21 protein-coding genes are annotated in these 26,378 nt (G+C 51.9%); 13 read left to right on the top strand and 8 right to left on the bottom strand.

Annotated elements, in window-relative coordinates:
• Nucleotides 1-17 precede the first annotated feature (17 nt).
• The gene (locus CRP01_RS15175; RefSeq protein WP_099150906.1) at nt 18-902 is read right to left on the bottom strand and encodes a hypothetical protein; all 885 of its coding nucleotides are present in this window, start codon (nt 900-902) and stop codon (nt 18-20) included.
• Nucleotides 903-991: 89 nt separating this feature from the next.
• Between CRP01_RS15175 and CRP01_RS15170 the strand changes: the two genes are divergently transcribed.
• From CRP01_RS15170 to feoB, 4 genes are all read left to right on the top strand, one after another.
• The gene (locus tag CRP01_RS15170; protein ID WP_099150905.1) at nt 992-1,585 is read left to right on the top strand and encodes an acyltransferase; all 594 of its coding nucleotides are present in this window, start codon (nt 992-994) and stop codon (nt 1,583-1,585) included.
• A gap of 39 nt (nt 1,586-1,624) precedes the next feature.
• Nucleotides 1,625-2,548 (top strand): hydroxypyruvate isomerase family protein, encoded by a 924-nt coding sequence (locus tag CRP01_RS15165; RefSeq protein WP_099150904.1) that lies wholly within the window; start codon nt 1,625-1,627, stop codon nt 2,546-2,548.
• Between the two features lie 428 nt (nt 2,549-2,976).
• Complete coding sequence (locus CRP01_RS15160; RefSeq protein WP_099150903.1) at nt 2,977-3,225, top strand: FeoA family protein; 249 nt, start codon at nt 2,977-2,979, stop codon at nt 3,223-3,225.
• Nucleotides 3,219-5,351 carry a ferrous iron transport protein B gene (feoB, locus tag CRP01_RS15155; RefSeq protein WP_099150902.1) on the top strand — a complete coding sequence of 711 codons (2,133 nt, stop codon included), beginning with the start codon at nt 3,219-3,221 and terminating at the stop codon, nt 5,349-5,351. Before CRP01_RS15160 ends, feoB begins: the two co-directional genes overlap by 7 nt.
• Before the next feature lie 37 nt (nt 5,352-5,388).
• On the opposite strand, the gene CRP01_RS15150 is transcribed toward feoB, so the two are convergent.
• Nucleotides 5,389-6,027, bottom strand: a complete 639-nt coding sequence (locus CRP01_RS15150; protein WP_099150901.1) for a carbonic anhydrase — start codon at nt 6,025-6,027, stop codon at nt 5,389-5,391.
• Nucleotides 6,028-6,325: 298 nt separating this feature from the next.
• Between CRP01_RS15150 and CRP01_RS15145 the strand changes: the two genes are divergently transcribed.
• Nucleotides 6,326-8,896, top strand: a complete 2,571-nt coding sequence (locus tag CRP01_RS15145; RefSeq protein WP_099150900.1) for a T9SS type A sorting domain-containing protein — start codon at nt 6,326-6,328, stop codon at nt 8,894-8,896.
• 68 nt (nt 8,897-8,964) lie between these two features.
• On the opposite strand, the gene CRP01_RS15140 is transcribed toward CRP01_RS15145, so the two are convergent.
• Nucleotides 8,965-10,902 (bottom strand): sialate O-acetylesterase, encoded by a 1,938-nt coding sequence (locus CRP01_RS15140; RefSeq protein WP_099150976.1) that lies wholly within the window; start codon nt 10,900-10,902, stop codon nt 8,965-8,967.
• A gap of 113 nt (nt 10,903-11,015) precedes the next feature.
• On the opposite strand from CRP01_RS15140, the gene CRP01_RS15135 reads away from it, so the two are divergent.
• Both CRP01_RS15135 and CRP01_RS15130 read left to right on the top strand, forming a co-directional pair.
• On the top strand, nt 11,016-12,173 hold the full coding sequence (locus CRP01_RS15135; protein ID WP_170110381.1) for an MFS transporter: 1,158 nt from the start codon (nt 11,016-11,018) through the stop codon (nt 12,171-12,173).
• Nucleotides 12,174-12,333: 160 nt separating this feature from the next.
• Nucleotides 12,334-13,221, top strand: coding sequence for a TolB family protein (locus tag CRP01_RS15130; RefSeq protein WP_099150898.1), 888 nt, complete (start codon nt 12,334-12,336; stop codon nt 13,219-13,221).
• An 11-nt stretch (nt 13,222-13,232) separates the two neighbouring features.
• On the opposite strand, the gene CRP01_RS15125 is transcribed toward CRP01_RS15130, so the two are convergent.
• The gene (locus CRP01_RS15125) at nt 13,233-14,054 is read right to left on the bottom strand and encodes an SDR family oxidoreductase (RefSeq protein WP_099150897.1); all 822 of its coding nucleotides are present in this window, start codon (nt 14,052-14,054) and stop codon (nt 13,233-13,235) included.
• 76 nt (nt 14,055-14,130) lie between these two features.
• On the opposite strand from CRP01_RS15125, the gene CRP01_RS15120 reads away from it, so the two are divergent.
• From CRP01_RS15120 to CRP01_RS15110, 3 genes are all read left to right on the top strand, one after another.
• On the top strand, nt 14,131-15,477 hold the full coding sequence (locus CRP01_RS15120) for an MFS transporter (RefSeq protein WP_099150896.1): 1,347 nt from the start codon (nt 14,131-14,133) through the stop codon (nt 15,475-15,477).
• A gap of 57 nt (nt 15,478-15,534) precedes the next feature.
• Complete coding sequence (locus tag CRP01_RS15115) at nt 15,535-17,469, top strand: gliding motility-associated C-terminal domain-containing protein (protein ID WP_099150895.1); 1,935 nt, start codon at nt 15,535-15,537, stop codon at nt 17,467-17,469.
• A gap of 107 nt (nt 17,470-17,576) precedes the next feature.
• A complete protein-coding gene (locus CRP01_RS15110; protein WP_099150894.1) occupies nt 17,577-18,599 on the top strand; it encodes a ligase-associated DNA damage response exonuclease in 1,023 nt (340 codons plus the stop codon).
• Between the two features lie 19 nt (nt 18,600-18,618).
• Here the strand turns inward: CRP01_RS15110 and CRP01_RS15105 are convergent, their stop codons facing one another.
• The 3 genes from CRP01_RS15105 to porM all read right to left on the bottom strand — a co-directional run bounded on the left by CRP01_RS15105 (nt 18,619) and on the right by porM (nt 22,228).
• Nucleotides 18,619-19,548: a calcium/sodium antiporter gene (locus CRP01_RS15105; RefSeq protein WP_099150893.1), complete on the bottom strand. Its 930-nt coding sequence runs from the start codon at nt 19,546-19,548 to the stop codon at nt 18,619-18,621.
• Between the two features lie 205 nt (nt 19,549-19,753).
• Entirely contained in the window at nt 19,754-20,590 is an 837-nt protein-coding gene (gene porN / locus CRP01_RS15100; protein WP_143473395.1) for a type IX secretion system ring subunit PorN/GldN, read from the bottom strand.
• Between the two features lie 117 nt (nt 20,591-20,707).
• Entirely contained in the window at nt 20,708-22,228 is a 1,521-nt protein-coding gene (gene porM, locus CRP01_RS15095) for a type IX secretion system motor protein PorM/GldM (RefSeq protein WP_099150891.1), read from the bottom strand.
• A gap of 769 nt (nt 22,229-22,997) precedes the next feature.
• On the opposite strand from porM, the gene tatC reads away from it, so the two are divergent.
• Nucleotides 22,998-23,852 (top strand): twin-arginine translocase subunit TatC, encoded by an 855-nt coding sequence (gene tatC, locus CRP01_RS15090; protein ID WP_099150890.1) that lies wholly within the window; start codon nt 22,998-23,000, stop codon nt 23,850-23,852.
• Between the two features lie 9 nt (nt 23,853-23,861).
• Entirely contained in the window at nt 23,862-24,311 is a 450-nt protein-coding gene (locus CRP01_RS15085) for a hypothetical protein (protein ID WP_099150889.1), read from the top strand.
• Between the two features lie 4 nt (nt 24,312-24,315).
• Here CRP01_RS15085 and CRP01_RS15080 read toward each other — a convergent pair whose 3' ends face one another.
• Entirely contained in the window at nt 24,316-25,335 is a 1,020-nt protein-coding gene (locus CRP01_RS15080) for a glycosyltransferase family 9 protein (protein WP_099150888.1), read from the bottom strand.
• Between the two features lie 114 nt (nt 25,336-25,449).
• Between CRP01_RS15080 and CRP01_RS15075 the strand changes: the two genes are divergently transcribed.
• On the top strand, nt 25,450-26,217 hold the full coding sequence (locus CRP01_RS15075; protein ID WP_099150887.1) for an SDR family NAD(P)-dependent oxidoreductase: 768 nt from the start codon (nt 25,450-25,452) through the stop codon (nt 26,215-26,217).
• The last annotated feature ends 161 nt before the right edge of the window (nt 26,218-26,378 follow it).

Genomic DNA, 26,378 nt, shown 5'->3' with positions numbered 1-26,378 from the left:
AAATGACAAGAGGCGGATCAATCCCAGCACTCTTTCTCGACGGCTTCCTGGAAGGGAATGTCACGGATGAATTTGGTGTATAGCTGGTCGTTGAATTCGGGGTTTTCCGCAGCGGTTTTATCCTGATTGTACAGAACCGCTAAACCTTCGACCCCACCGAGACGATAAGCGATCTCGGTCTGACAGCGCGCCTGCCGGGGCGTCAACTGCGGGTTAAGCGTAGCGTGCTGCTCGACGGTGCGCTCCAGATACCGATCCATCTGCTCCCGGGTGGGCCGCTCCAGATCCAGCCGGTGTTGCTTCGGGCGATTGATCAGGTAGGTGATTTTAAACTCATCGCCGTCCTCCAGCGGAAAACCGTTCACGAAAGTTCCGTCCCAGGAGCGTTCGTAGTTCTTGGCATGGCCGTCCGCAACAAAGGAATATTTCACCGTACGCTCTTCCGGCTTATCCGAACTTTCCACGTAGACCCTGGCTACAGTTTCCAGGCCTTCCTGATTGAGCAATACCTCCATATTTCGCGGTGGCGGCTCGGCCTGCTGATTAGCCATCGCAAAACCCAGGACCCCGATCATAACCAAAGCGAAAATGGTGATCAGTGCGACCGTTTTGCGAAAATCCAGCTTTTTTTGTTTTTTTCGGATCCGATTGCGGGGCGTATCGGCATCTTCATTGATCGAACAATTGTAAGCGTAACTTCCGGGTTTTCCTTCAACTGATAATTCAAATAGTTCGTCGTCAATGAAAAAAGAGTAGTCTTTAGCCTGCTTGACACTGAAGTCGATCAGTACAATGCGGGCATTGCACATGACCATGAGGTGACCTGTACGATCACCGTGAAAAAGACCGACATTATACTGGCGGCCGTTATCACCCAGATACAACCAATTAAACTGTGCCAAGTGTGTAAAATTTACTATCTATACGTCATATAGCTTAATTCGGACAAAAGTTACGAAAAGAAACAACAAGTTGCTCAACTTTAACAATTATGATCTACGCATTTAATGGCTTTCGTCCGGTCATCCATCCGTCCGCTTTTATCCACCCTCAGGCTAATGTTACCGGTAAAGTTTTGATCGGCCGCGATGTCTACATCGGTCCCGGCGCGGCCATCCGCGGCGACTGGGGTGGTATTGTTATCGAAGACGGATGCAACGTCCAGGAGAACTGCACGCTGCATATGTTTCCGGGCCTTTCGGTTACGCTGCGCGAAGCCGCCCACATCGGCCACGGGGCGATCATTCACGGCGCCGAGATCGGCAGGAATGTCCTAATCGGCATGAATAGTGTCATCATGGACAAGGTCCTTATCGGAGAAAATAGTATTATTGGCGCGCTTTCCTTTATAAAATCGGGAGAGCAGATCCCCCCCAGAAGTATGGTAGTGGGCAATCCCGGGCGCATTATCCGGGAAGTCAGTGACGAAATGATCGCCTGGAAGACCGAGGGCACCCGGCTGTATCAGGAATTGCCGAAAGCCTGCTACGAAAGCCTGGAAGCCTGTGAACCGCTCCGCGAAAAACCCGAAGACTGGGAGGAGAACTGGCCCATGGAGGGATTTAGCCCCTGGCGGGGGAAATAACTTAACAGCATATTTTACCAACTAACTTAACAACATAAAATGAAGCGAAGAACTTTCTTACAGAACGGAGTAACCACAACCGCCGCACTGGCTACCGGTGCAGTCGGACTGAATGCCAAATCCACTACGGGGCTCACGGCCAAGGCCAAACCCTTTAAAATGAAATTCGCGCCCCACCTCGGGATGTTCAAACACCACGCCGGCGATGATCCGATCGACCAGCTGGTTTTCATGGCCGAGCAGGGATTCAGTGCTTTTGAAGATAACGGCATGAAGGGCCGCGATGTTGAACTGCAAAAGAAGATGGGCGAGACGATGGCCAAACATGGTATTGACATGGGTGTGTTCGTAGCCCACGATATCTACTGGAGCAAACCCAACCTGGCCAGTGGAAAAGAAGACCTGCGGGAAGAATTCCTCACCCAGATCAAAGAATCGGTAGAAGTCGCCAAACGGTGTAATGCCAAATGGATGACCGTAGTACCCGGCTACCAGGACCTCCGGCAAAATATGCACTACCAGACCCTGCACGTAGCCGAATCGCTGAAACGCGCCTGTGAGATCCTGGAACCCCACGGACTCGTGATGGTACTGGAGCCACTGAACTTTTACAATCACCCGGGACTCTTCCTGAGCGAAAGCCCACAGGCTTTTGAGCTCTGCAAACTGGTGGGCAGCCCCTCCTGCAAGATCCTGTTCGATATTTACCACCAGCAGATCCAGGAAGGCAACCTGCTGCCGAATATCGAAAAGACCTGGGATGAGATCGGCTATTTCCAGATCGGGGACAATCCGGGTCGGAAGGAACCCACCACCGGAGAGATCAATTATAAGAATATCTTCAAATACATCAACGAGCAGGAATTTCCCGGCATACTGGGTATGGAGCACGGTAACTCCCAATCCGGGAAAGAAGGCGAGGCTGCGGTACTCCAGGCTTACCGGGAAGTAGACGTGGTCTGACCGATCCGGTGACCGGCAAATAAAAAAACCTGTATCAATACCCAAAGGGTGAAAAGATACAGGCCAATTGTGCATTAGTAAACTATTGCCTCAAAAATAAAAGTTCCCTTCACTATTTCCACAGTAAATATTAAACAATTTTTAATGTAAGACTAAATCATGGCGCCCTCGCACAATTTTGTCACAAAAAGGTAAGAATTGCCAAAACTTTATTTATACACAGTCTAAATAAACTTTATTTTCTATATTTGTCCGGTATGGCGCAGCCATGTAAATCGTTCATTTAGGGATTGGGAAGATATTAGCAGGTGGTATACCTAACATTAGGGATAGGGCCTTTTCGAAACTTAGGTAAAGTTTAAGGTTCTTGACCGGCCAATGGAAAAACACCTTATTTTCGCAATATCCTTCAACCAAATTACTGCAGGGTGAATACATTAACCACAACCACGGCCTTTAAAGGAGTTGTATCATCTACACCTCCCAACAATATTATCTCTCATTTTACCAATGATCAGGTTGCCGGTAAGTTGATGTCTATGGGTGTTCTGCCGGGAAGCCGGATCGAGCTGATCAGAAAAGCTCCCCTCGGCGGTGGTTGGTATGTGCGTGTTGACCGTCAGATCATAGCCTTACGGAAAGAAGAGTTGGATTGTATCGTGACGCAAAAATGGTAAAGGAACACAACACACAAGCTACTACCAAAACTGTCGCCCTTCTAGGTAATCCGAACTGTGGAAAATCTTCCCTTTTCAATCAACTGACCGGACTGAGTCAGAAAGTTGGGAATTTTCCCGGCGTTACCGTAGACAAGAAATATGGCGCTATACGCCTGACTTCCGAAGAGGAAGTAGGGATCGTCGATTTTCCCGGAACTTACAGTTTTTATCCCACCGCTCTGGATGAGCGGATCGTGGTCCAGTCGCTGCTGGATCCCGAATCCGAGAATCATCCCGACGCCATTCTCTACGTTGCCGATATTACCAAGTTGGAAAAACACCTGCTGCTGTTCTCCCAGTTGAAAGACCTGGGATTGCCGCTGGCGCTGGTGCTGAATATGTCGGATATCGCCGAGAAGGAAGGGCTGCAGCTCGATCAACAGCAACTGGCCTCCCAACTGGGCGTGCCGGTGGTGGTAGTCAGCAGCCGTACCGGTGAAGGGATGAACAAAATGATTTCCCTCATCGAAAATCTGCTGAACCTCAAGCAGAATCCGCCTTCGGATTATGATCTGCCCAACGAGGTACGGGAACTGACCCGGGAGATCCAGAACCTTATTCCCAATTTAAACGATTATCAGGCCTTACTGATCGCTCACCATCACAACTGGTTGCCGTTTTTGGAAACCTCCCAAAAGAAGGCGGTGGCCCGGCTGGTCGAGCAGTATGAGTTCAAGACCTTACGGGAGCAGGTCGATGAGACGATGTCCCGGTTCGACAGCTTTTCTCCGCTGGTCAAACGGACCCTCACCCACCATACGCCCGAATCCAACGATTTTTCCAATAAACTGGACCGGGTACTGACCCACCGGATCTTCGGTCCCGTTATTTTCTTCCTGTTAATGTTGCTGGTATTTCAGGCCATCTACGCCTGGGCTGCCTACCCAATGGACGCGATCGACTGGTTGTTCGGCCTGATCGGGGACGGTATTCAACAAACTTTACCCGATGGTTGGCTGAGCAGTTTACTGGTGGACGGCCTGCTGGCCGGTTTGGGGGGGATTGTCGTATTTGTACCTCAGATCGCCATCCTGTTCTTTTTGATCTCCATCCTGGAAGAAGTCGGCTACATGGCCCGGGCAGCTTTTATGTTTGACCGGCTGATGCAGGTATTCGGCCTCAACGGCCGGAGTATTGTTGCCTTGATATCCGGCGGTGCCTGCGCCATTCCGGCGGTAATGAGTACCCGGACCATCAGCAACTGGAAAGAAAGACTCATCACCATTCTGGTGACTCCATTTATAAGTTGTTCCGCCCGGATCCCCGTTTATACCGTCCTCATCGGCTTTGCCGTACCGGCAACCACCGTCGGGGGCATCTTCAATCTGCAGGGACTGGCCTTCATGGCCCTGTACCTGTTTGGTATCGCCGCCGCACTGCTGGCCGCACTGGTATTCAAATGGATCCTCAAGACCCGGGAACACAGTTTCCTGATGCTGGAAATGCCCGAATACCGGCTACCGGTAATGCGCAATATCTGGATCAACGTCTGGGAAAAAGTTAAAACCTTCCTGATGGAAGCCGGTAAGGTTATCCTGGCCATCTCCCTCGTACTGTGGATCATGGCCAGCTTTGCACCGTCCGGAGCGATGGATGCCGCCGAACAGGAAGCACTGGCAGTCGCCGAAGCCCAGGCCCTGGACGAACAGGCTACCGAAAACCTCATTGCCGCCAAAAAGATCGAGACCTCTTACGCCGGCCGACTGGGGAAAGCCATTGAACCGGTGATCCGCCCGCTCGGATTCGACTGGAAGATCGGCATTGCCCTGATCACCTCTTTTGCGGCCCGCGAAGTGTTCGTCGGTACGATGGCAACGATCTACAGCATTGGTAGCGACAGTGATGAAAACTCGGTGAGGGCGAAAATGGCCACAGAAATCAACCCGGAAACGGGCGAAAAGGTCTACAACCGGGCGACCTCCTGGTCCCTGTTGCTGTTCTATGTATTCGCGATGATGTGTATGAGTACGCTGGCGGTAGTGAAGAGAGAAACGAAGAGTTGGAAATGGCCCGTCATTCAGTTTGTATTCATGACGGGCCTTGCATATTTGACTAGTTTCCTGGCTTACCAGTGGCTCAGCTAGAAAGATTAAACTGAGCCGTCCGGCAGCTGATGTTATCTTATGCGATCGTATAGATCTTCTGAATATCCTTCAGAATTTTATCGAAGTCAATATCCAGGTCCACCAGGTATCCGTTCTTCAGGTCATAGACCCATCCGTGTACCGTCGGAAAACCTTTCTTTCCGTATGCCTTTTGTACAACAGCAGTTTTGATGACGTTGATACACTGCTCCTGTACATTGAGCTCCACCAGACGGTTGTAGCGTGCATCTTCATCTTCAATGGCTTCCAATTCATCGGAATGCAGGCGATAAACGTCGCGAATGTTTCTCAACCATCCGTTCAGCAATCCAAGATCGGCCTGCTGCATGGCAGCTTTTACACCGCCGCAACCATAGTGGCCGCAAACGACAACATGCTTAACACCAAGGTGGGCAACTGCGTATTCAATTACTGACTGGCAGTTCAGGTCGGTGTTTTCCACGACATTGGCAACGTTCCGGTGTACGAAAACGTCTCCCGGTTCCAGGCCCATAATTTCGTTAGCGGGTACCCGGCTATCCGCACATCCTATGTAGAGGAAATCCGGCGTTTGCCCGGCGGACAACTTTTCGAAGAACTCTTTGTCAGAGTTTAATTTGGATTCAACCCATTTCTTGTTGTTCTCGAAGACTTCACGATAACGTTCTGTTGGCATATTCTGTTTTTTTCACAAATATAAGTAATACTATCATAAAACAATGGTAAGCTGTAATAGTTGATAAGGTTCGTATCTAAATTCGATAGTTTTCCCGTTGTCGGCGAAATTAGGTGCCCTGCCTACAGCTCTCGTTACAATTTACAACTAATTGGCAATCTGCCAATACTAATAAAAGGTAGCCGACAGGACAAAGAATCTTACGCTTCACTCATCCGGAACGACGAAGCTTTTGTTTTTTTATTTAAATTTGTTTTGTCCCTCTCTCCATAAACATGCAGCACCAAGTAAAACCAATATGCATATTCCGAGCCGATCCCGCTGGATAATTGGGTTGATCTTTCTCAGTATTTCGGGCCATCTGGTACAGCTTACTCCTATCCCTTCCCATCCGGAACCAACCGGAGGTATACTCCATTCGGATGATCTGCACAGTGAAAGAAAAGCCTGGATAGAACTGATGCACCGGACCGCTCCGGGTACCAGCTGGAAACAGATTGAATACCAAAACCAATACGACCGTTCCCTGCTTCGCCAACGCTCCGGTAACGGCCGTTCGGATTGCAATCTGCTGTACGAGGTTCCCGGTACCGACATCAGTGGCCGGTGGGTAGAACGCGGCAGCAACAACCAAGCCGGCAGCGTTTTCGAAACCGCCTACGACGCCGTCAACGACGACATCTGGCTGATCTCCGCCGGCGGCAGCCTCTGGAAAACGGCCCGTACTAGCCCGGAATGGCAACTGATCAACCAGGACATTCAACTCGATCCGGACTTTCTGAAGATCATAACTTTACCCGATAAGCGGCAGCGGCTCCTGGCTTTCAGCGGTCAGCTGCCTCATTATTCTGACAACGGAGGCCAGAGCTGGCAACGCGCAATTGGCCTCATTACAGAAGGTGAATCGCCGGATTTTCGTTCGCCCGTTCTCCTTAACGAGCAAAGTGTTTTCGTGCTCGCTAAGCCGGATTATTACAGTACTTTTGAGATCTATCACTCGCGGGACCGCGGGCAGTCCTACCGCAAGATCATGGATCTGGATGCCTACCAGCCGGGATATTTCAGTCTCTGCCATCCCTACGGAACGGACACCCTGATCCTGGCCCGAAAGACAGCCGAGAACAATTTGCGGCTGCAGGAATGGAACGCTGGCCAGCAAGTCTTTGTAGACATTGAGCCGGACCAACCTCTGGCCGTGGGCCGGACCTCCGTTAACCTGACCGGAGGCCTCGATTCTCTGGGACAACTGCAGTTGTTTACTTATGTTGAAAAAGACAAATCTTACTTTCTCTATAGAAGTACGGACAAAGGAAAGACCTGGACGGAATTGAGCAAACTTCCGCAGGCTCCCTGGGAGGTCGGGATCTTTCTTTCGCCCACCCGCCCCAACACCCTTTACATGGGAGAAGTAGAGGCATTCCGTTCCGATAACGGCGGCAAGGATTGGCAAAAGATCAATGAATGGTGGGAATATTACGACGACGTTCCCGGAGCTTTACACGCCGACATCATGGCTTTCGCCGAATACCAGACTCCGGAAGCAGAGACCTTTAGCCTCATCAGCCACCACGGAGGGATATCTATTTCCTACGATCAGTTTGCTACCCAGGAAAACATCAGTCTGACCGATCTGAATACCAGTCAGTACTATTGCATCCGCACCGATCCGATCGATCCGAATTTCGTGTATGCCGGATCGCAGGATCAGGGGTTCCAGCGGGCCCAAACCTTCGAAAGCGGGGAAAACGGTCCGCAGGCTTTCGAACAGGTTATTTCCGGAGATTACGGCCCGATCGTTTTTACCCGGGAAGGCACTGCGCTCTGGACCGTTTATCCGGATGGCTGGATCAATTACTACGACGATCCCCGGAACGGTTTCGTGAAGGCTTCCTACGAACTGGTGTCCGAAGACGAATCCGTCTGGTTTCCGCCTATCGTGGCCGACCCTACCCCCGGCAGGAACGGTTTGCTGATGGCCGGCGGCAATATCAAAGGCGGTGAGGGTTCTCACCTGATCCAACTGGAATACAAAGACAAGAAAATAAGTACCCGACAGTTTGATTATAATTTTAAACTGGAATCGGCCGGAGGCGCCCTGAGCGCGCTGGCCACCGCACCCTCGGACCCGAACTTTTGGTATGCCTCCACGACCAACGGGCGCTTCTTCTATTCGGAAGACCAGGGCAAGACCTGGGAACAATCCCTCAATTTCGTACCGGAAGGGCACTACCTGTACGGACAGGCGATCTGGGTATCGAAATCCGATCCAAAAAGGGTGATCCTGGCCGGCAGCGGTTATAATAATCCGCCGGTATATTTGTCCAAAGATGGCGGCCGGTCCTTCAATGCCATCAACCGGGGTCTGCCGGCTACGCTGATCTTTTCGCTGGCTTCTACTCCGGATGAAGGTCTGCTTTTTGCCGCCACGGAATCCGGTCCTTATGTATACGACGTAGATCAGAACCGCTGGCACGATCTGAGTTCAGTTTGTTCCCCGGCGCAGACCTTCTGGTCTGTAGAATACGTTCCCTCCATTCATACCGTACGCTTCGGCACCTACGGCCGCGGTATCTGGGATTTCCAACTGGATCAGAGCACTCCGATCCCCGAACCGCCGCTGGCCCGCCATCAGGTGCGGATGTTTCCCAATCCAACTTCCGGACCGGTCACCATCACCACCCAGGATCTAAGCGGTCTGCTGACTATCCAAATCCTGGATGCCCAGGGCAAATTCATCCGTCAATTGGAACCGGTGTCCGCAAACGAGCAGATTAGTCTGGATATCAGCCATCTGTCCGACGGCATGTACTTCCTCGTCATCGGGAACGGCTCGCAAAAAACTACCCGGAAATTGATCCTGAGCCGATAATATTGGAAAGGACATTCCGGAATTTCGCGTTTCTCTGCGAAATTCCGGAATGCTGTACAGGATTGCACTTATTTCAGCTTAGCCTGGAAGGGTCCGGCCGGCAGACCGGCCTGGTTGTACAGATTGGCATCATCGGGATTATCGGCCCAGGCATAACGCACCATTTTCGGTGCCGCTACGGCATCGCTCCAGACCAGGATCTCATCTCCGTCGATCATGGCTTTGGCCCAAACGTATTTCCCATCAGCACCGGCTACGGCAAAACCTTTCAGGTATCCGTATTTGTCCTGTTTGGTAGTGAGTCCCTTACCTACCTGGTCAAATTGCAGCCGCAGCTTGTTGCCTTCCTGCCGCATACTTTTGTATACGGGACCGGAAAAGATCAGATCATCTTCCCCGTAGGCGACCTTTCGGGCTCCCAGTGCCAGGCGATAACCCACATCCTTCTTATTGCGCGGATGAATATCATTGGCTTCCCCGATATCGATGATCACCGCTTCGGCGGTATTCGGCAGGGACAATGTCGCCGATTGCGAAGCGCGCAAGGAAGCCCAGCCCGACTCTACCGGTTCGGGAGCCGGCTGCATGAAATTGGCCAGTTGTACCCACAAAAAAGGAAATTCGCCCACACCCCACTGATCGCGCCAGCTGGTGATCATATTTTTGAACAGTTCTTCGTAGGCTTCGGCCTGTTCTACATTACCGGCATTGCTTTCCCCCTGATACCAGATGGCCCCTTTGATCGGATACCACAGGATCGGGTGGATCATGAAGTTGTACAACTTGGTAGCCACCTGATTATCATTTAGTCCACCGGTAGCCAGTACCACCTTCCCCACTTTGTATTTCCAGTCGCCGGCCAGATCCATCTTCTGTCCGTTTTGCTCCAGGAACATCATTTCCGGATTTCCGTGGAAGCCACCACCACCGCCGGTATCTTCTACCCGCACCACGATGGTGTTTTTACCGGCTTGCAATGCACCGGCCGGAAGCTCGTATTTTCTCTCCAGATTGTAGGCATTGCGGGTTTCCGCTATCTTTTTCCCGTTGACCCAGGTAATATCGCTGTCATCGATCATAGCCAGCCCCAGCGTGCCCCCCGTTTTTGCCTGTGCTGCGCTCAGTTCGAAGGTTTTGCGAAACCAGACGATACCGTCCAGCCGGTTCCAGCCGGCCTGTTCCCAGAGTCCGGGCAGCTTCATACTTTCCCAGTCTCCATCGTTCAGGTCTGCTTTATGCCAGAGAGGAGTATCACCGTTCATCCCCTGGTCCGTTTTCGGGATCTCTCCTTTAATTTTATTTTTCAGAAAGTCCTGTAGCGCCTGTTCCTGTTTTGCCTGGTCGGCTTCCAGCTTCTTCACCAGGGCATCGGCGTCCATATACCCCAGGGTTTTGGCATCCATCCAGGGTTCGATCCGGCTGCCTCCCCAGGAGGTATTCAGGAGACCGATAGGCACCCCTTCGGATTTGCGCAGCTCTTTGGCGAAATAGTACCCGACGGCCGTAAAATTTCCGGCTGTTTCCGGATCGGCGACTTCCCAACTGCCTCCGGCCAGGGTATCCTGCGGTTCAAAGGTAGCGGTGCGGGGCACTTTAAAATGCCGGATCTTCCGGTCGTTTGCGGAGACGATCTCGGCCGTTGCATCGTTGGTATTGCTCAGCACCCACTCCATATTGGATTGTCCGGAGCAGACCCAGACATCACCGACCAGGATATCGCTAACCACTTTGGTTTCTTTTTTGCCGGCAATCCTTAAGGTCAGCGGCCCGCCCGGTGCCATTGGCGGTAGATCGACCGACCATTTCCCGGACTTGTCCGCTCGGATTTTGTATTCCTGGCCGCCCAGACTCACAGTGAGTTTTTCCCGGGGCGCCGACCAGCCCCACAAATTGATGTCCTGATCGCGCTGTAAAACCATGTGGTCACTGACCAGCCGGGGCAGCCTGATCTGTGCAGAGCTGGTCTCCAGGGCCAGCAAAAGCAGCAGGAGAGATAGATATTTCATGTATTCCATAATTGTTGATGATTGTATGAATTGGGCGATTAAAATATAAATAAGGCATGGGCTTCCGGCAATTTTTTCCGAATTATCTATTTCCTTTGCCCAAAATCAAAAATATGCAGCAAAAGCGACACCGCTGGGCCCTCAATGCCATGTTTCTGCTCAATGGCTTTTCCTACGGCAACTGGATCTCCCGCCTACCCCGTTTCCAGGAGATCTACGATCTGGACAATGGAGGGATCGGGCTCATTTTGCTTTCCCACGCCGTGGGGGCGCTGATCGCCATGCCGATCACCGGAGTGATCATCGCCCGGGTGGGGAGTCGGCGAGCCACGATCTACGCCGCCTGGTCTTTTCTGTTTTGGATGATCTTCATTCCACTGGCGCCCAATGTCCTGATCCTGGGCACGGTCTTTTTCTGCATGGGGTTGTCCGGCGGTATGCTGGATGTATCGATGAACGCCCAGGCCGTACTGGTTGAACAGGTTTACAAAAAACCCATCATGACGTCCTTCCACGCCGTATTCAGCCTGGGCATGATGCTGGGCGCGGGCTGTGGTGCACTTTTCATTCGTCTCGGCCTGGATATTATGCCCCATATCTACAGTATACTGGTGCTTTGCGTTGTGTTGGCCTGGTACGGCACCCCCAATCTGATTGTCGATCGTGTGCGGAACGCTACGGCCGAAGGCGGTGGATTTCAGCTTCCCAACCGGGCCCTGATAGGCATGGGCCTGATCGCTTTTTGCTGCATGCTCGGCGAGGGGGCCATGGCCGACTGGAGTACCAACTACCTCGAAAAGATCGCTATGGCCGCGCCCGCTACTGCTCCCCTGGGGCTCGCTGCTTTTTCCATGGCGATGATGGTGGCCCGCTTTTTGGGGGACGGCGCCCGGGCCCGCTGGGGAGACGGCCGGCTCCTGATCGCCGGCAGCTTTTTTGCGGCGCTGGGGTTAAGCCTCATCCTGGCCATCCTGGAACCAGTGGTGATCATCATCGCCTGCATGTTCGTGGGTCTCGGGCTCTCGGTAATTGTGCCCATTGCCTACAGCAAGGCCGGAAACATGCCCAACATTGAACCCGGAGTGGGCATCAGTATGGTCACTACGGTGGGGTACAGCGGATTCCTTTTCGGACCACCCATCATTGGTTTTATCGCGGACTGGGTAGGCCTGCGTATTGCGTTGGGCGTCGTATTGGTCCTATTCGTACTCATGTTGTTCTTGTCGACAAAAGTTCCAAGAACCGCCCGCACCAAACGCGCACTAAATTGATAGTCAGAATGCTACAATGACCAAGGTGAAAACGGGGAACATTTCGGGTGGTTCAAATTTATCCATGTACCCGATGGTCCTTTTTGACGGCAGCCGGTCATTTATTGCTTTGTGTTTTCCCTCAGCCGTAGCGGTATCCACAATAAATCCTTAATTTCGGATGATGAAATATTCCCTTTTGATCTGTACGCTTCTTTTACCCGTTTTACTGATCAGTCAGTCTCCTCTCTCCGAAACCTGCCTGACGAATCATCCCGGCAATGACCGTTATGGCAGTTATTCGCCCGATGGTAAAAGTATCATCTTTGAGACCGACCGCCACGGCAGCTGGGATATCTATTTACTGGATCTGACCAGCGGCGAACAACGTCCTATTACCTTCAGCCCCCAGAACGAAAGGCGTCCCAGTTGGCACCCCAGCGGCCGGTCGATCATCTTCGAGATTGAAAATAACGAGGGGATCGATCTCTACGAACACGATCTGTTCATCGGGCTGTCCAAAAAATTGCTCCGCGAACCTCAGCTCGGCGGCTCGCCCATGTTTGCCCGCTACGCTCCATCGGGTAAATTCCTGGCCTATTCCCTCCAGAAAAGCGAGGACCGGATCAGCGTAAGGATCTATGACCTGGAAAAGAAAAAACACCTTACTCTCAGCGATAATGATTTCCGGAATGTATACCCGATGTGGTCTCCGGACGGTAATTACCTGCTCCTGTTTTCCCGCAAGGATACGCGCAATGAAGACGATGAGATCTACCGAATCAATTTAAAGAACGGAAAATGGAAGCGCCTCACCCGCTGGCCGCAACACAATTTCTGTCCGGCCTGGTCGCCGGACGGTGAACAAATCGCCTACGTCACCTCCATGGAGGATATCCGGCCGGAAATTTACATTATGAACAAGAACGGCAGGAAGAAAAAACGCATCACCCGCAACGAAGACGGCGATACCTTACCGATGTGGAGTCCGGACGGGCAAAAACTGCTGATCACGGCCTTTCGCAACGGCAACTTTGAACTTTGCGAGATCGATCTGACCCTGGAATAAGGGTCGCGGTTTCAGAAGTCCATGGGATCAGGATACCGAAAAGTATACTGCAGCCGGTCTTTTATCTTCTGGTTGGAAATGATCTTATAATGGGTCTCTCCCTCCGGTGCAAAGGTGGGCGGTTCAAAACCGTCTTTCTGGGCCTGGTGCCGATAAAATTCCTTGCGGCTCGGATGCTGATCTGCACAGATGTTAAAGGTATCTCCCAGCGCAGATTCCCGGATGACCTCCTGGATGATCGCAATGCAATCATCCCGGTGCACCATATTGACCGGGGCGCGCCCATTGCTGACGTCCGTCTTTCCCGCCAGGAACCTTCCCGGTTTTCGGTTGCCGCCGGCAAGTCCGGCCATACGCAGGATAGTCAGGGATAGATCTGGTAAAGTCGCCAGGTATTGTTCACAACGCACCAGGGCCAATCCCGAGCCGCTGTCGGCTGCCGGTGCATCTTCCTCCGTGATCACCCGGTTCAGGTCGGGATAAACGCTGGTAGAACTGATGAAAATGATCCGGGAAGTCCCCTGCGCCAGAGCTTGATCCACTACCAGTTTGATTTCGGCTGGATAGCGGTCCGCCACATCGGGACGCCTGCGTCCGGGAGGAATATTGAGAATGAGCAGATCCGTCCGGAAAAAATCATCGATATCGCCGGTCAGGGTTTCCCCGACCTCGATCAAATGAGCCTGAATGCCGGCAGCTTCCAGAGTTTCCAGTTTTTCCGGAGAAGTGGTTGAACCGTAAACGGAAAAACCGGATCTTACCAGCTCAGCCCCCAGGGGCAAGCCCAGCCAGCCACAACCGAGAATTGAGATCTTTTTTATGGGATCAGACATCCTGTAGCGTTATTTTTAATATTTGCGGCCAAAGCTACTATTATTTACTATTTTGCCCGCTGCAAACCAATAATTCATGTCCGCACTTTCCCGGCGCACGCAAGTGGGCTACATCAGCGGAATGTTGGGATGGTCCATTCTGACCAACAACATTACGGTGATGCTGATCTATTTCTATGTTCCTCCGTCCAACTCCAAAATGGAAGTGCTGATACCCCAGGTCACTATCTTCGGGCTCTTTACTTTTCTGTCCCTGATCGCGGCCAGTGGCCGCTTGCTCGATGCCATTACCGATCCGCTTATTGCATTCTGGAGCGATCGCCTGCAAAGTCCGAAAGGCCGGCGTATTCCTTTTATGCTTTACTCCTTTTTGCCGGCGGCGATCTGTTGTATCCTCATTTTCTTCCCTTACCAACGGCCGGAAAGCAGCGACAATATTTGGTGGCTGGCACTGACGCAAGCGGGTTTCTACCTGTTCATGACGGCCTATATTGTACCTTATAACGCACTTTTGCCGGAACTGGCCCCGAGCCACGACGAAAAGATCCGGTTGTCTACCCTGTTGTCCCTGGCGTTTGTGATCGGGATCATCATTTCCAGTCAGACCCCTTCTCTGGCGGCCTGGCTGGAGGGTTGGTTCCACTGGATGGATAAACACCAGTCGCTACAATGGGCCATCGTTATCCAGGTTTTCGCCGGCACGGTCTTTTTATTCATACCGGTGGTGAGTGTCAACGAGCAGCAACTGCTTAACAGTCAGCCCACTACCCTGGCCTTCGGACCGGCCATTCGGCAGATCGTCACCAACCGCAACTTCCTCATTTTTATCCTGGCGGACTTTGCCTATTTCGTATCCCTCACGATCGTGAGCAGCAGTATGTTATACGTACTGACGGTACTTCTCGGTCTGGAAGAAAGCCTCGGGGGTGCCGTTATGGGGCTACTGGTGCTGGTTTCGCTCCTCTTCTACCCTACTGTCGGCGGACTGGTCAAACGATTCGGTAAAAAACCACTGGTGGTCATCTCTCTGCTACTGCAGGGATTGCTGCTATTCTGCATCTACTTTTTCGGTAAACTGCCGTTACCTCCCAAGACCCAGATCTTCGGATTTGCCGTTCTGGCGGCGATCCCGGCAGCGTATCTGGGGATCCTGCCCTACGCCATTATCGCCAACCTCGCCAAAAGGGATACCGACCGTACCGGCCAGCAGAAAGAAGCCATGTATTTTGCCGCCCGGAACTTCAGTACCAAACTCGGCCAGACCGTCGGGATCATGATCTTCGCCATCCTGACCATTTTCGGCAAAGACCCCGGAAATGATCTCGGTATTCGCCTGTCGGCAATTTTCGGTGGATTGCTTTGTGTCATCGCGGGGATAGTTTTCATGGGGTTCCACGAAGAAAAGGAAGAAGAAAAAGTTTAAATTTGACAGCTTTTCCCGGAAGAGGAGCCATTCGCAGCTGAAAAAATTAAAATCATCATGCCTCAATTTTCTTTTGGTCCCAAGCGCACCCAGTACGTTTTTGCCCTGGTCCCTGCCCTCCTGTATTTTACCTTATGGCACCGGGAAACCGCTACCCCAGTCAGCGCTCCCTTACCGGATCCGGTAGTGATGGGATGCGACGGCAGTCTCGGGGAAAATCTTTTTGAGGGTGGTGATTTCGGCTCCGGGTCGGCGAATATTCCGCCGGATGATCCGGGAATTGCACCGGGTTATTCCTACGCGCGCCAGGGTCCACCAAGTGACGGACTGTACGTGATCACCAATAATACCGGCGCCTGGTCCGGCCTGTACGGTACCTGGATCCGCATCCGGGACAACAGCAGTGATCCCAACGGCTACATGATGGTGGTCAATGCGAGCTACGAACCGGGGATCTTCTACCAGCAGGAGATCACGGGCCTCTGCGCCAATACCACTTTTGAGTTTTCCGCCGATGTGATCAATTTGATCTCCCGTACGACCACCGGACACATCAAACCCAATATCAGCTTTTATATCAACGATGAGTTGAAGTTCTCCTCCGGCGACATTCCCCAGGATGAAACCTGGAAGACCTATGGATTTACCTTCACCACCGGGCTGGCCAGTGAGAACCTCACCCTCAGTATCCGCAATAATGCTCCGGGTGGGATCGGCAACGATCTGGCTCTGGACAACATCTCTTTTCGCCCCTGCGGACCGGAAGCGATCATTCTGCCGGAAGAAGAAACCTTTGTTTGCGTTGATGACGATTCGTTGTTTCTGGAAAGTAAAGTACTCAGTTCCAGCTTTCCGGAGAATTATATCCAGTGGCAGGTCAGTACGGATGAAGGAGCTACCTTCAACGATATTCCGGGAGCCATGGGTACCACCCATACCATTAGCAATTTTGCCAGCGGCCGCTATTACTACCGTTATCTGGTAGCCGGCACGCCGGAAAACCTGCAGAATTTCAAATGCCGGGTGTTCTCCTATCCCAAACTGGTGACCGTCCTGCCTAAATTTTTCACGATCACCGATACCATCTGCAGCGGTCTAATCTACGATACGGGTCGCTCCACCTATACCGAAACGGGGATCTATACCGATACCTTGCTCTCCTCTTTTGGGTGTGACAGTATCGTCACCCTGGACCTGACCGTGCTCGACGATCCCATGATCGATGCCGAGCTGATCGCCCAGCCGCCCAGTTGCTATGGTGACCAGGATGCCAGTATTGCCATTGATCTGCTGCAGACGGGTTATCCGCCCTACAGCTTTTCGCTGAACGATTCGCTGGTCTCCGGCAGTCCGGGATTCGCCAATCTCAGTGCGGGAAATTATCGGGTGATGATCACGGATAAATTCGGCTGCACCTTTGCCGAGGAGGTGAACATTGATGCTCCCCGGGAATTGGTGCTCAATGTGGGCCCCGACACTATGGTCGCTCTCGGAACGGTGTACACCTTTACCCCATTTTCCAGTTACCGCAATGTCAGTTACCAGTGGACCGGACCGCTGGACCTGAGTTGTACGGATTGCCGGCAACCCAATTTGCTGGCCAACGGGAACGGTACTTTCACCCTGCAGGTGACCAACGATGCCGGCTGTACGGCCGTTGACAGCCTGTACTTTTCCATTTCTACCGAGGATTCTTATCAGATCTACGCGCCCAATGCGTTCTCCCCGAACGGGGACGGGGTCAATGACCGATTTACCGTTTTCTCCAACGGATTTGAAGTGGAAGTGATCGAATTATTTCAGGTATTCGACCGCTGGGGCAATTTACTGTATACCCAAAGTGATCTGCAACCCGGAGATCTCACCCAGGGCTGGGACGGGCGGTACCGTAACCAGCCGGTAGATATGGGGGTTTACATCTACCGGGTGGATGTCCGCTTTATCGATGCTACTAAGAAGACCTTCACCGGGTCCATCACGGCTATAAAGTAATGTAAACGATACCGCCTTCGATAACATATATTTTCCGATCGGGCAAACCATCCCGACGGCACCGTGTTTCAGCATAGTAAATCTCATTTGATCAAGGACCAGGCTGCATGTTATTAGAATTTACGGAAAAGGGAATTTACTGCCCACCGGCCAAGGTGTATATCGACCCCTGGCGACCGGTAGAACGGGCCCTCATCACCCACGGGCACGCGGATCACTCCCGCTGGGGGCACCAGTATTATCTTTCTACCAAAACGGCAAAGCCCGTCATTCGTCACCGCCTCGGTCCTATCAAGATCGAAACGGTTGAATACGGTGAACGGCGCAATATCAACGGCGTGAATTTCACCTTCTTTCCCGCCGGGCACATCATCGGTTCGGCCCAGATCCGGGTGGAACACAAGGGAGAGATATGGGTAGTTTCGGGGGATTATAAACTGGAAGATGACGGCATCTCAGAGGCCTTTGTTCCGGTGAAATGCCATAATTTCATCACCGAGTGTACGTTCGGTTTACCGGTCTACAAGTGGAAAGCCCAGGAGGAGGTTTTTGCGGAGATCAACGACTGGTGGCGAAAAAACCAGGAAGAAGGTAAGGTAAGTGTGTTAAGTGCATACGCTCTGGGGAAAGCCCAACGCATCCTCCACAACCTGGATGCCTCCATCGGTAAGATCTACACCCACGGCGCCGTTGAAAATACGAATGAAGTGATCCGCAAACAGGGGATCGCACTCCCGGATACCATCCGGGTGACTCCGACCATCCCGAAGAAAGAATATCCCGGCAGTCTGGTTTTGGCTACGCCTTCGGCCCTGGGTTCTCCCTGGGTGAAAAAATTCGGCACCACTTCCCTCGGTATCGCTTCGGGTTGGATGGCCCTGCGCGGAGCACGTCGCCGGCGGGCTGCCGATCGCGGTTTTGTGCTATCCGATCATGCCGACTGGGACGGGCTGAACCAGGCAATTGCCGATACCGGCGCCGAACGCATTTTCGTCACCCATGGATATACCGATATTTTTCGCAAATGGCTGGAAGAACAGGGGTACGAAGCCCACGTTGTATCCACGGAATTTGAAGGAGAGCTGACCGAAATGAAGGAAAGCAGCGAGGGCGAGGAAGATAACGAATGAAGCCGGAGATCCGAACTACTCAAAGTGCGGTCTTAAACAGCTGGCCGAGAAACAGCGCATAGAACAGCAGCAGCAGGGCCCCTTCCCACCGATTGATATTTTTGTTATTGGACATCACTCCGAACAGGATCGTCATGACCACCATCAGCGGAAGGTGAAACTGAATGATATCCAGTGGGATCTCCAGATTGCCAAAAAAGGAAGGTATGCCCATTACCGCATAGGTATTGAATATATTGGAACCGATCACGTTACCCACGGCAATGGAGGTCTTTCCCCGTCTGGCAGCGTTCAGGCTGACGATGATCTCCGGTAAAGAAGTTCCCAGTGATATGGCCGAAAGAGCAATGATCTTGGGTTCGATGCCAGCAATAACGGAAAGCTTCTGAATGGCAAAAATGGTGTAATCCGCACCGAGCCAGACCAGCGCACCGCCCAACACCAGTAACAGATAAGAACGGGGAGCAGCCCGGTATTTCACCGTTCCTTCATCACTCGGGTTACTTTTTACGGAGTAGATTAGAAAGATCACCAGACCGACCAGCAGTAATATACTTTCCAGAAAATCTACCTGCTGATCCCTCATGACAAACCAGAGCAGAAATGCCGAACCCCAGAGGTGAGGCATATCAATGTGCCAGATGTTATTTTCCAGGTTGATCTCTTTGACCAGTACGACTACCAGTCCCAGTACCAGCGCGATATTGGTGATGTTGGAACCGATCACATTACCGCTAACGATCTCCGATTCTCCGCCGAAAACGGCTGCAATGGATGTGGCCAGCTCGGGCAGAGAAGTACCGAAGGCCACAATGGTAATCCCCACCAGAAATGGAGGAATGCCGAAGGACAGGCCAATTTCTTCCGCCGAATTAATGAACCAGTCAGATGCTTTAAGCAGCACCGCCAGACTTGCAATAAAAATACCTAAGTACAACAATACATCCATATCCGCTGCTTACCTGATGAAAAGTCCGAATATGATCCGGACTCCAGGGAGAGGCGCAAAGGTAACAATCAGCGGACGATTGTCTGGAATTTTTATACTAAATTGTCACATCCGGCAACCAGAGCACCCTTTAGCTGAGGCTCCCTCCGGGCCGGCGGCGGTCCGTCAGATCCAGCCGCCGCCGGGAGTTACAAATTTCCGTTTTTTAGTACGACCAGAGATCTCCTTCAAAATTGAAGATCTCCTGGTTGATCCGTTCCGATTTCAACAGCCGGTCCAAACCGGAAAGCCGGTCTTCCAGTCGTTCATCGTGCACATTGCTTTCCTTGGTGATGTAGCTGGCAAAACGCCGCATTTCAAACAGATCTTCCCAACTCAGTTGCTGGTGATCGTTTCCTTCGTTGTAAAATTCGTGGCGGGCCAGCCATTCCCGGCAGTCCGGATAGTACACCCAGAACAGGGGCCGCTCAAATTTGAAATTGCCCTGCGCATCTTCCTCAACGATCATCGGCGCAATGCCCAGGATCCGAACGTTCAGGGTGCCGTGCTTTTTATCGAAATACCAAACTTCCTTAAGCCGGTAGCGAACCACGCGGGCGGGATCCAGCTGGTCTTCAATGATCTGCATCGTCGGTTCCAGCGTAGTGGGATCGTAGACCGGGAGCGTATCCCGGAAAACGAGTTCGTCCATTACATCCTGTTGGGCCATCGGAAACTCAAAAGCGTCATTTTCCGGACTGTAAGCCGCAATGGCCCCGGATTCAATACCCTCGATAAGCACCTGAAAGAAATTCTCCTTGGGATTGCGGAAGGTGAGATTCATTTTTTCCCGGGTATCGATCAGGCGCCAGACCCGTTTCTCCCACAGGAGGTCATTCTCCCGCAGGTGTGGGTACTGGAGGACCCGCCGTTCGGAGCGGATCTTCTTTTCTACCACGCCATCCAGCGGGGTGGACCGTTCGGCCGTCATCAGGATCGTTTCCTGGCAAAAGATGAATAAAGGCAAGAGAAATACTACACTGAATAACACTGTTTTTTTCACATCGATAGATTTAGGTGGTGATAAATAGGAAGCTGTATGGCAGGCTCCAAGGAGTTGGTGCGGTTGATGGACCTGCTATTGGTTAATGCTCAATTAGTATAGCTGTATTTCGAAATACTATTTGATCCGAAAGATCATGCCGCTCAGTTCCCGGGTACTGATATCGCCGGGGCATTTCACTTTGATCCGGTCTATGTAATAGGTATCGCCGTGATCGGCCTGATCGACCAAACGCCGGGTAGCTGCTTCGTAGCGGGCGCCCTGATTGGTTGCCAGGGCGACATCGCCGGAGCGGGGCTTACGAGCCATTTCATAACTGATCACACTGCAGCGGGCATTGAAGTCAAACTGTTCCAGAATGGGAATAAGCCCCTGCTGGGCCCGAAAAGTTCCGGAGGGCACATCGCCGCCCCGTAGATTGCCTAGCGCGGGGATTGGATCGGGTATTCTTTTTACCCGGTAGGGAAAAGTAGTGGGGTTTAGTCCCGGGCCGGAAACGGTAATGGTTGCCTCGCCGACCTTACTGGGGATCGCTACGTATTTGCCATTGCTTTTCTTTTCCAGTTCCGTGCCCGATGCGGTAACTTTTATTTGTCCGCTCGGCACACCCGCCGCCGAAATCGCCAGCGGATTTTCTACACCAACATAGAATACATTCATTTTTTCGGCGGCAACCGTGACGGAGCGTTCGCCGACTTCATAACCGAAGGTTTTGTCGAATCGCTTCACTTCCCCGGTCACCGGATCGGTCAGTTCTACCCGCATCCGGTGTTGTTTGGCACCGATGGTTCCCGTGGAGGTATTGAATTCCGCTTTGCCGTTGCGTACGACTACCGGGCGATCATCCACCCACATCTTGATATTGTCGGCAGTAGAGCTGTAAGCGGCCAGGAAGATCTCACTTTTGTAGGGCTCGCCCCGGATCACATAACTTTTCTCGGCCGCAACGACCGGAATAAAAGCATCCGGTTTGATGGTATTTACCTCGGTCTTCTTCAGAAAATGGTTCAGCAGTACCGTCTGGGCGATCCGGGCATCATTTTGCCATTTGGTCAATAGCGGTAATACGGAGACCACCGGCATTTGATTGAAAGTAAAAGTGGACCAGTCCTTTTCTTCACTATCTGCCGGCAGCTCGGCGATCCGCAGGGGGATGGCCTCTTCGAGCGCCGCCCGCTCACCGGCATCTTCCACCGTAGCCAACAGCGCCGCCCGGACGGCCAGTACCTGTTCTTTCAGCAGGTCACCGCGTCCTTCTTTAACCATCATTCGGGTGGCGATCTCCTTGTTCTTTTTCTTTTTGGGCATACCGTGTTCATCCCTTCCTCCGGCTGCTTCGATCAGGGTATCTCTTACGCCTCCGAGGTACAGACTCAGGTTTTTGACCAGTTCGTTTACCTCCCGGGTCTTTTCGCGGTAGGGTTCAAACTGGGAGTAGGCGTCCGCCTGCTGCTCGATCGCCAACGACAGCTGATCATTGGACAATTGCACGATCTGGCTACTTTCCTGTAATCCCCGGTCCAGAGAAATAAAAGCGTTGAGGATCTCGGCCGATACATTGAGCGCCAGCATAGCCGTGAGTACCAAGTACATCAGATTGATCATCAATTGCCGGGGTTCCTTTGGGATTGAAGACATATTGTTAGGTTTAGGGTATACCGTACCAGGTAGATGACTGCCGCCGGAAGCCACAGGCAAATACCCCGTATCAATTACCAAGGTGAAGAAAAAGAAGCCCCAAAAGGGGGCTTCCACTAACGGGAATCCGATCGTTTAAACCGGAAAATTTATAGCTCGCTGAGTAGTTTGACGGAAATTGGGAACTCGTAAAACCATTTCATATCCCCGGAAACAGCACGGGTGCGGGCATTCGCCCGGCATGGCGTACTACCCGACCTGCACGCAGGGGCCATACGCATTGTTCTGCCGGAACAAATACGGTCGCACCCGGCTTTGGGCCGGGAGATCAAAGTTCATCTCGTTTTGGGATTTTGAGAGAGCGCGTCCAGGTACTGTTATACCATTCCTTTTCGCGCTCCGGCTTTCGCCGGACAACGTTATTATCTGAACCTGCTTCCACAAAAGAAATCAGGCTGCGGGTAGTGACACGGACCGATGGCAAACGCCGGTCCGAAAACCCGCTTTGTTTGAATGATTTTTTGTAATTCCCGTTAGTTGAAGTAATTTGGTCGGAATGACTTAGTGCTGATCAAGACGGATGAAAGCACCTGAGGAAAGGCTTTCATTAATAACCGTTTGTATCGATTGTTCGTCTCTATAACGGGATAAAGCAGAAAAGTAACAGTCCAAATAAAAAAAACTGACAAAGAAAGGACGGTTAAGCCCGATGCAAACTGAAGCACGCTATTCACATTTTTATTACATTTGCGGAAATTAAGTACAATCTATGCCACTAGATCAAATAGACGTGGATCAAATAGAAAACGGAAAATCCAATCCTGAAGAAGCAGAGATGTCCTTCCTGGATCATCTGGAGGAGTTGCGTTGGCATATCATCCGCTCCCTCATTGCCATACTGGCAGTCAGTATTGTATTTTTTATTTTCAAGAATTGGTTTTTTGGCACTGTTCTGTTAGGGCCTACTGAAGATGACTTCATTTCCTACCAATATTTCTGCTGGCTCTCGGAATGGCTGCACGCCGGTTCGGCCCTCTGTTTTGATCCTCCGGAATTTAGGATACAGGCTACCGGCTTTGCCGAGAACTTCATTCTCCACATCAAGAGTGCGTTTATCGGCGGTTTTGTGGCAGCCTTCCCCTACGTGTTCTACGAGATCTGGAAATTTGTCGTTCCCGGGCTTTACCCCAATGAACGCAAAGTGACCCGGGGCGTAGTGATCATCTGTTCCTTCCTCTTTATTACCGGTGTACTTTTCGGTTATTTCGTCATTGCTCCTTTCGCCATTAATTTCCTGGGCGGCTATGTACTCCCGGGCGTAGAAAATGCGCCAACCGTCAGCTCGCTGATCGGCTATATGGTGATGTTTACGCTGCCGGCCGGACTGATCTTCGAATTGCCAATGGTGGTTTACTTCTTATCCAAACTGGGACTGGTGACGCCCGCCGGTATGAAACAATACCGCCGGCACGCAGTGATCGGTATCCTCGCACTTTCGGCCATCATTACGCCGCCGGACGTGGTTACCCAGTTTTTGATCGGTATTCCGCTTTTCATTCTTTATGAGCTCAGTATCGGTATCGCTCGTCGCGGAGAAAAAGAGTACAATAAGGATCTGGAATAATTAAAATTAATGCAGCGAGTTTCAACTAATCTGACGCTTTTTTATAAGTTCTTCATGCCGGTGTTCTGGATCGTCTTTTTCGGCTCCATGACGATAGCGGCCTTCGTATACGACAATGCTTTCTACGGAGAGATCCCCGGCGGTCCGTTCCGTATCGGTCTGCTGATCTTCTTTATTTCGGGTATAGCGATGTTCTTGTTTACTCTGATGCGGCTGAAACGGGTGGAAATGGGAACGGACGGTATGTACGTTACCAATTACTTCAAACACCTGCGCTATCAGTACGTAGATATTGAGAAGATCGGGGAGAGTGAATTCCTTTTCTTTAAGGTGGTGACCATCCATCTGCGGGCAAAAGGCACTTTCGGCAAGAAATTCTTCTTTATCGCCAGCCGGGATCGCTACGCGGAATTCTGGCGGCAATATCCCAACCTGCACGACACCATCAAATTTGAATGATGGCTTAAGGCTGGAGCTGGAGCGTTACATCCTCTAATTCAATCTCCTGCATACAGCGGAAATGCCCTTTCGGGCAGGAAGCGTGACCGATCTTCGAACAGGGGCGGCACTTCAGACCTTTCACTTCAAACGTACGGTTTCGGTCCATGCCTTCCGGGTAGTAAGGATACATGCCAAACTCCGGCACCGTATTTCCCCAAACCGACCAGATCGGTTTCCGAAAGGCCGCTGCAATATGCATCAGGCCCGTATCGTGGGAAATGACCAAGCGCGCCTGCCGTACGACCGATGCCGACTGATGGAGCCGTAATTTGCCACAGGCATTGACCACATGCGATCCGGTAGCCTCCGCAATAGCCCGTCCGCGCTCCGCATCGTCCGGCCCGCCCAGCAGGATAACCGGCCCGTTGATCCGGGCACACCAGTCTATGATCTGGTCTACCGGCAGCCGTTTGGTGGGGTGTGCGGCCCCGATCACAAAGGCCACATAGGCGGTATCGGGCTTTTTGTTTTTCGGTAGCAGTTGCACCGATGTACCTCCGCTACGCAGCAAGGCATCCGTATCCACTTCATCCGCCGGGGGAATAAAATAATCCAGTCCTTCTCCGTCATTTTTAATATGCAGGATCTCTGTTGTCTGCAGGTAGCGATCAACGATATGCAGGTTCGGCATTTGGTTGATCTTCATCTGGACGAGCAACCACTTTTCCAGATTGAGTTTGTCGAAGCTGTAATGCCGGATGCCCGGCAGGGCCATTTTTACCTGTAGGGAACGGAGATTCTGGTGGAGATCAAACAGGAAATCGTACCGCTCGGCCTTTAGAGCCGGTAACACTTCGCTTACTTTTTTTTCAATGGTAAATACGCGATCGATATACGGATTAGGCTCTACCACGGACCGAAAACCGGCCTTGGTCAGGAAGTGCACTTCAGCTCCCGCCTGTTGCTTCAGGCAGCGGACCACCGGGCTCGTCAATACGATATCGCCGATGGAACTAAAGCGTATAACCAGAACTTTTTTCACATTGCTTGCTTTATCGGATGGGCTACGAAGAAAAGGGGATTTTTATAAAATGCGCCAAAAAGTCGGAAAAATATTATTAAAAAGATAGCTTCACCGGTCTAAGTTCCTCAGATCATGAATGAGCCTATTTTTAAAGATCAGGTAGCGATCGTTACCGGTGCCGGGATCGGGATCGGCTTTGAAATTGCCGCCCAGCTATGCCACCGGGGAGCCCGGGTAGTGCTGAACGATATCGACGAAGAACTCGCCTTTGCCGCCGTAGAAAAGATTAAAAGTTCCGGAGGGCAGGCCCTGGCCCTCCCCGGGGATTCCAGTGAACTGACGCGGATCGACTCCATGGTAGACCTCGCGGTCAGCACCTTCGGACGTCTGGATCTGGCCGTTGCGAATGCCGGCATCACCACCTTCGGTAAATTTCTGGAATATCCGCCGGATCAGTTCCAGCGCCTCACTGCCGTTAACCTGCAGGGTTCGTTTTTCCTGGCCCAGAAAGCGGCCCGGCAGATGGTCCGGCAAAAAAGTGGGGGCAGAATTCTCTTTATGTCTTCGGTCACCGGCCACCAGGCGCATCCCAGTCTGGCTGCCTACGGTATGACCAAAGCTGCCCTGGAAATGCTGGCCAAAAGTCTGGGTGTGGAACTGGCCGAACACGGTATCACCGTCAATGCCGTAGCTCCCGGAGCCACGCTGACCGACCGGACCGTTTCCGATCCGGATTATCAGGCAACCTGGAAAAGGATCACCCCCAACGGGCGGGCGGCCACCACGCTGGATATTGCGCACGCGGCCCTGTTCCTGTTATCGCCCTTGTCGGGTCACATCACCGGCCAGGCCATCGTTGTAGACGGGGGCTGGACGGCCGTTAGTCCTCCCCCGTTCTAGGAATAGCAATTTTCAATAACAATGGCAACTACAATAGCAGGTAACCAGCGGCCGTTTGGTCAATTGTTGACCTTTTCGCCTGATTTTGAGTGATTGATATTGCTATTGCTATTGCTATTGCAATTGAAATTGAAATTGCCATTTTAGAGAATTGCTCGCCC

The organism is Flavilitoribacter nigricans DSM 23189 = NBRC 102662 (assembly GCF_002646595.1).
In the GTDB taxonomy this organism is placed as follows: Bacteria; Bacteroidota; Bacteroidia; order Chitinophagales; family Saprospiraceae; genus Flavilitoribacter; species Flavilitoribacter nigricans.
The sequence above is the reverse complement of the archived record's forward strand: the minus strand, read 5'-3'. Positions and strand labels throughout refer to the sequence as shown.

Coding starts and splice junctions, on each gene's coding strand:
- CRP01_RS15170 (WP_099150905.1), top strand. CDS start 992: ATGATCTACGCATTTAATGGCTTTCGTCCGGTCATCCATCCGTCCGCT.
- CRP01_RS15165 (WP_099150904.1), top strand. CDS start 1,625: ATGAAGCGAAGAACTTTCTTACAGAACGGAGTAACCACAACCGCCGCA.
- feoB (WP_099150902.1), top strand. CDS start 3,219: ATGGTAAAGGAACACAACACACAAGCTACTACCAAAACTGTCGCCCTT.
- CRP01_RS15150 (WP_099150901.1), bottom strand. CDS start 6,027: ATGCCAACAGAACGTTATCGTGAAGTCTTCGAGAACAACAAGAAATGG.
- CRP01_RS15145 (WP_099150900.1), top strand. CDS start 6,326: ATGCATATTCCGAGCCGATCCCGCTGGATAATTGGGTTGATCTTTCTC.
- CRP01_RS15140 (WP_099150976.1), bottom strand. CDS start 10,902: ATGAAATATCTATCTCTCCTGCTGCTTTTGCTGGCCCTGGAGACCAGC.
- CRP01_RS15135 (WP_170110381.1), top strand. CDS start 11,016: ATGCAGCAAAAGCGACACCGCTGGGCCCTCAATGCCATGTTTCTGCTC.
- CRP01_RS15130 (WP_099150898.1), top strand. CDS start 12,334: ATGATGAAATATTCCCTTTTGATCTGTACGCTTCTTTTACCCGTTTTA.
- CRP01_RS15125 (WP_099150897.1), bottom strand. CDS start 14,054: ATGTCTGATCCCATAAAAAAGATCTCAATTCTCGGTTGTGGCTGGCTG.
- CRP01_RS15120 (WP_099150896.1), top strand. CDS start 14,131: ATGTCCGCACTTTCCCGGCGCACGCAAGTGGGCTACATCAGCGGAATG.
- CRP01_RS15115 (WP_099150895.1), top strand. CDS start 15,535: ATGCCTCAATTTTCTTTTGGTCCCAAGCGCACCCAGTACGTTTTTGCC.
- CRP01_RS15110 (WP_099150894.1), top strand. CDS start 17,577: ATGTTATTAGAATTTACGGAAAAGGGAATTTACTGCCCACCGGCCAAG.
- CRP01_RS15105 (WP_099150893.1), bottom strand. CDS start 19,548: ATGGATGTATTGTTGTACTTAGGTATTTTTATTGCAAGTCTGGCGGTG.
- porM (WP_099150891.1), bottom strand. CDS start 22,228: ATGTCTTCAATCCCAAAGGAACCCCGGCAATTGATGATCAATCTGATG.
- tatC (WP_099150890.1), top strand. CDS start 22,998: ATGCCACTAGATCAAATAGACGTGGATCAAATAGAAAACGGAAAATCC.
- CRP01_RS15085 (WP_099150889.1), top strand. CDS start 23,862: ATGCAGCGAGTTTCAACTAATCTGACGCTTTTTTATAAGTTCTTCATG.
- CRP01_RS15075 (WP_099150887.1), top strand. CDS start 25,450: ATGAATGAGCCTATTTTTAAAGATCAGGTAGCGATCGTTACCGGTGCC.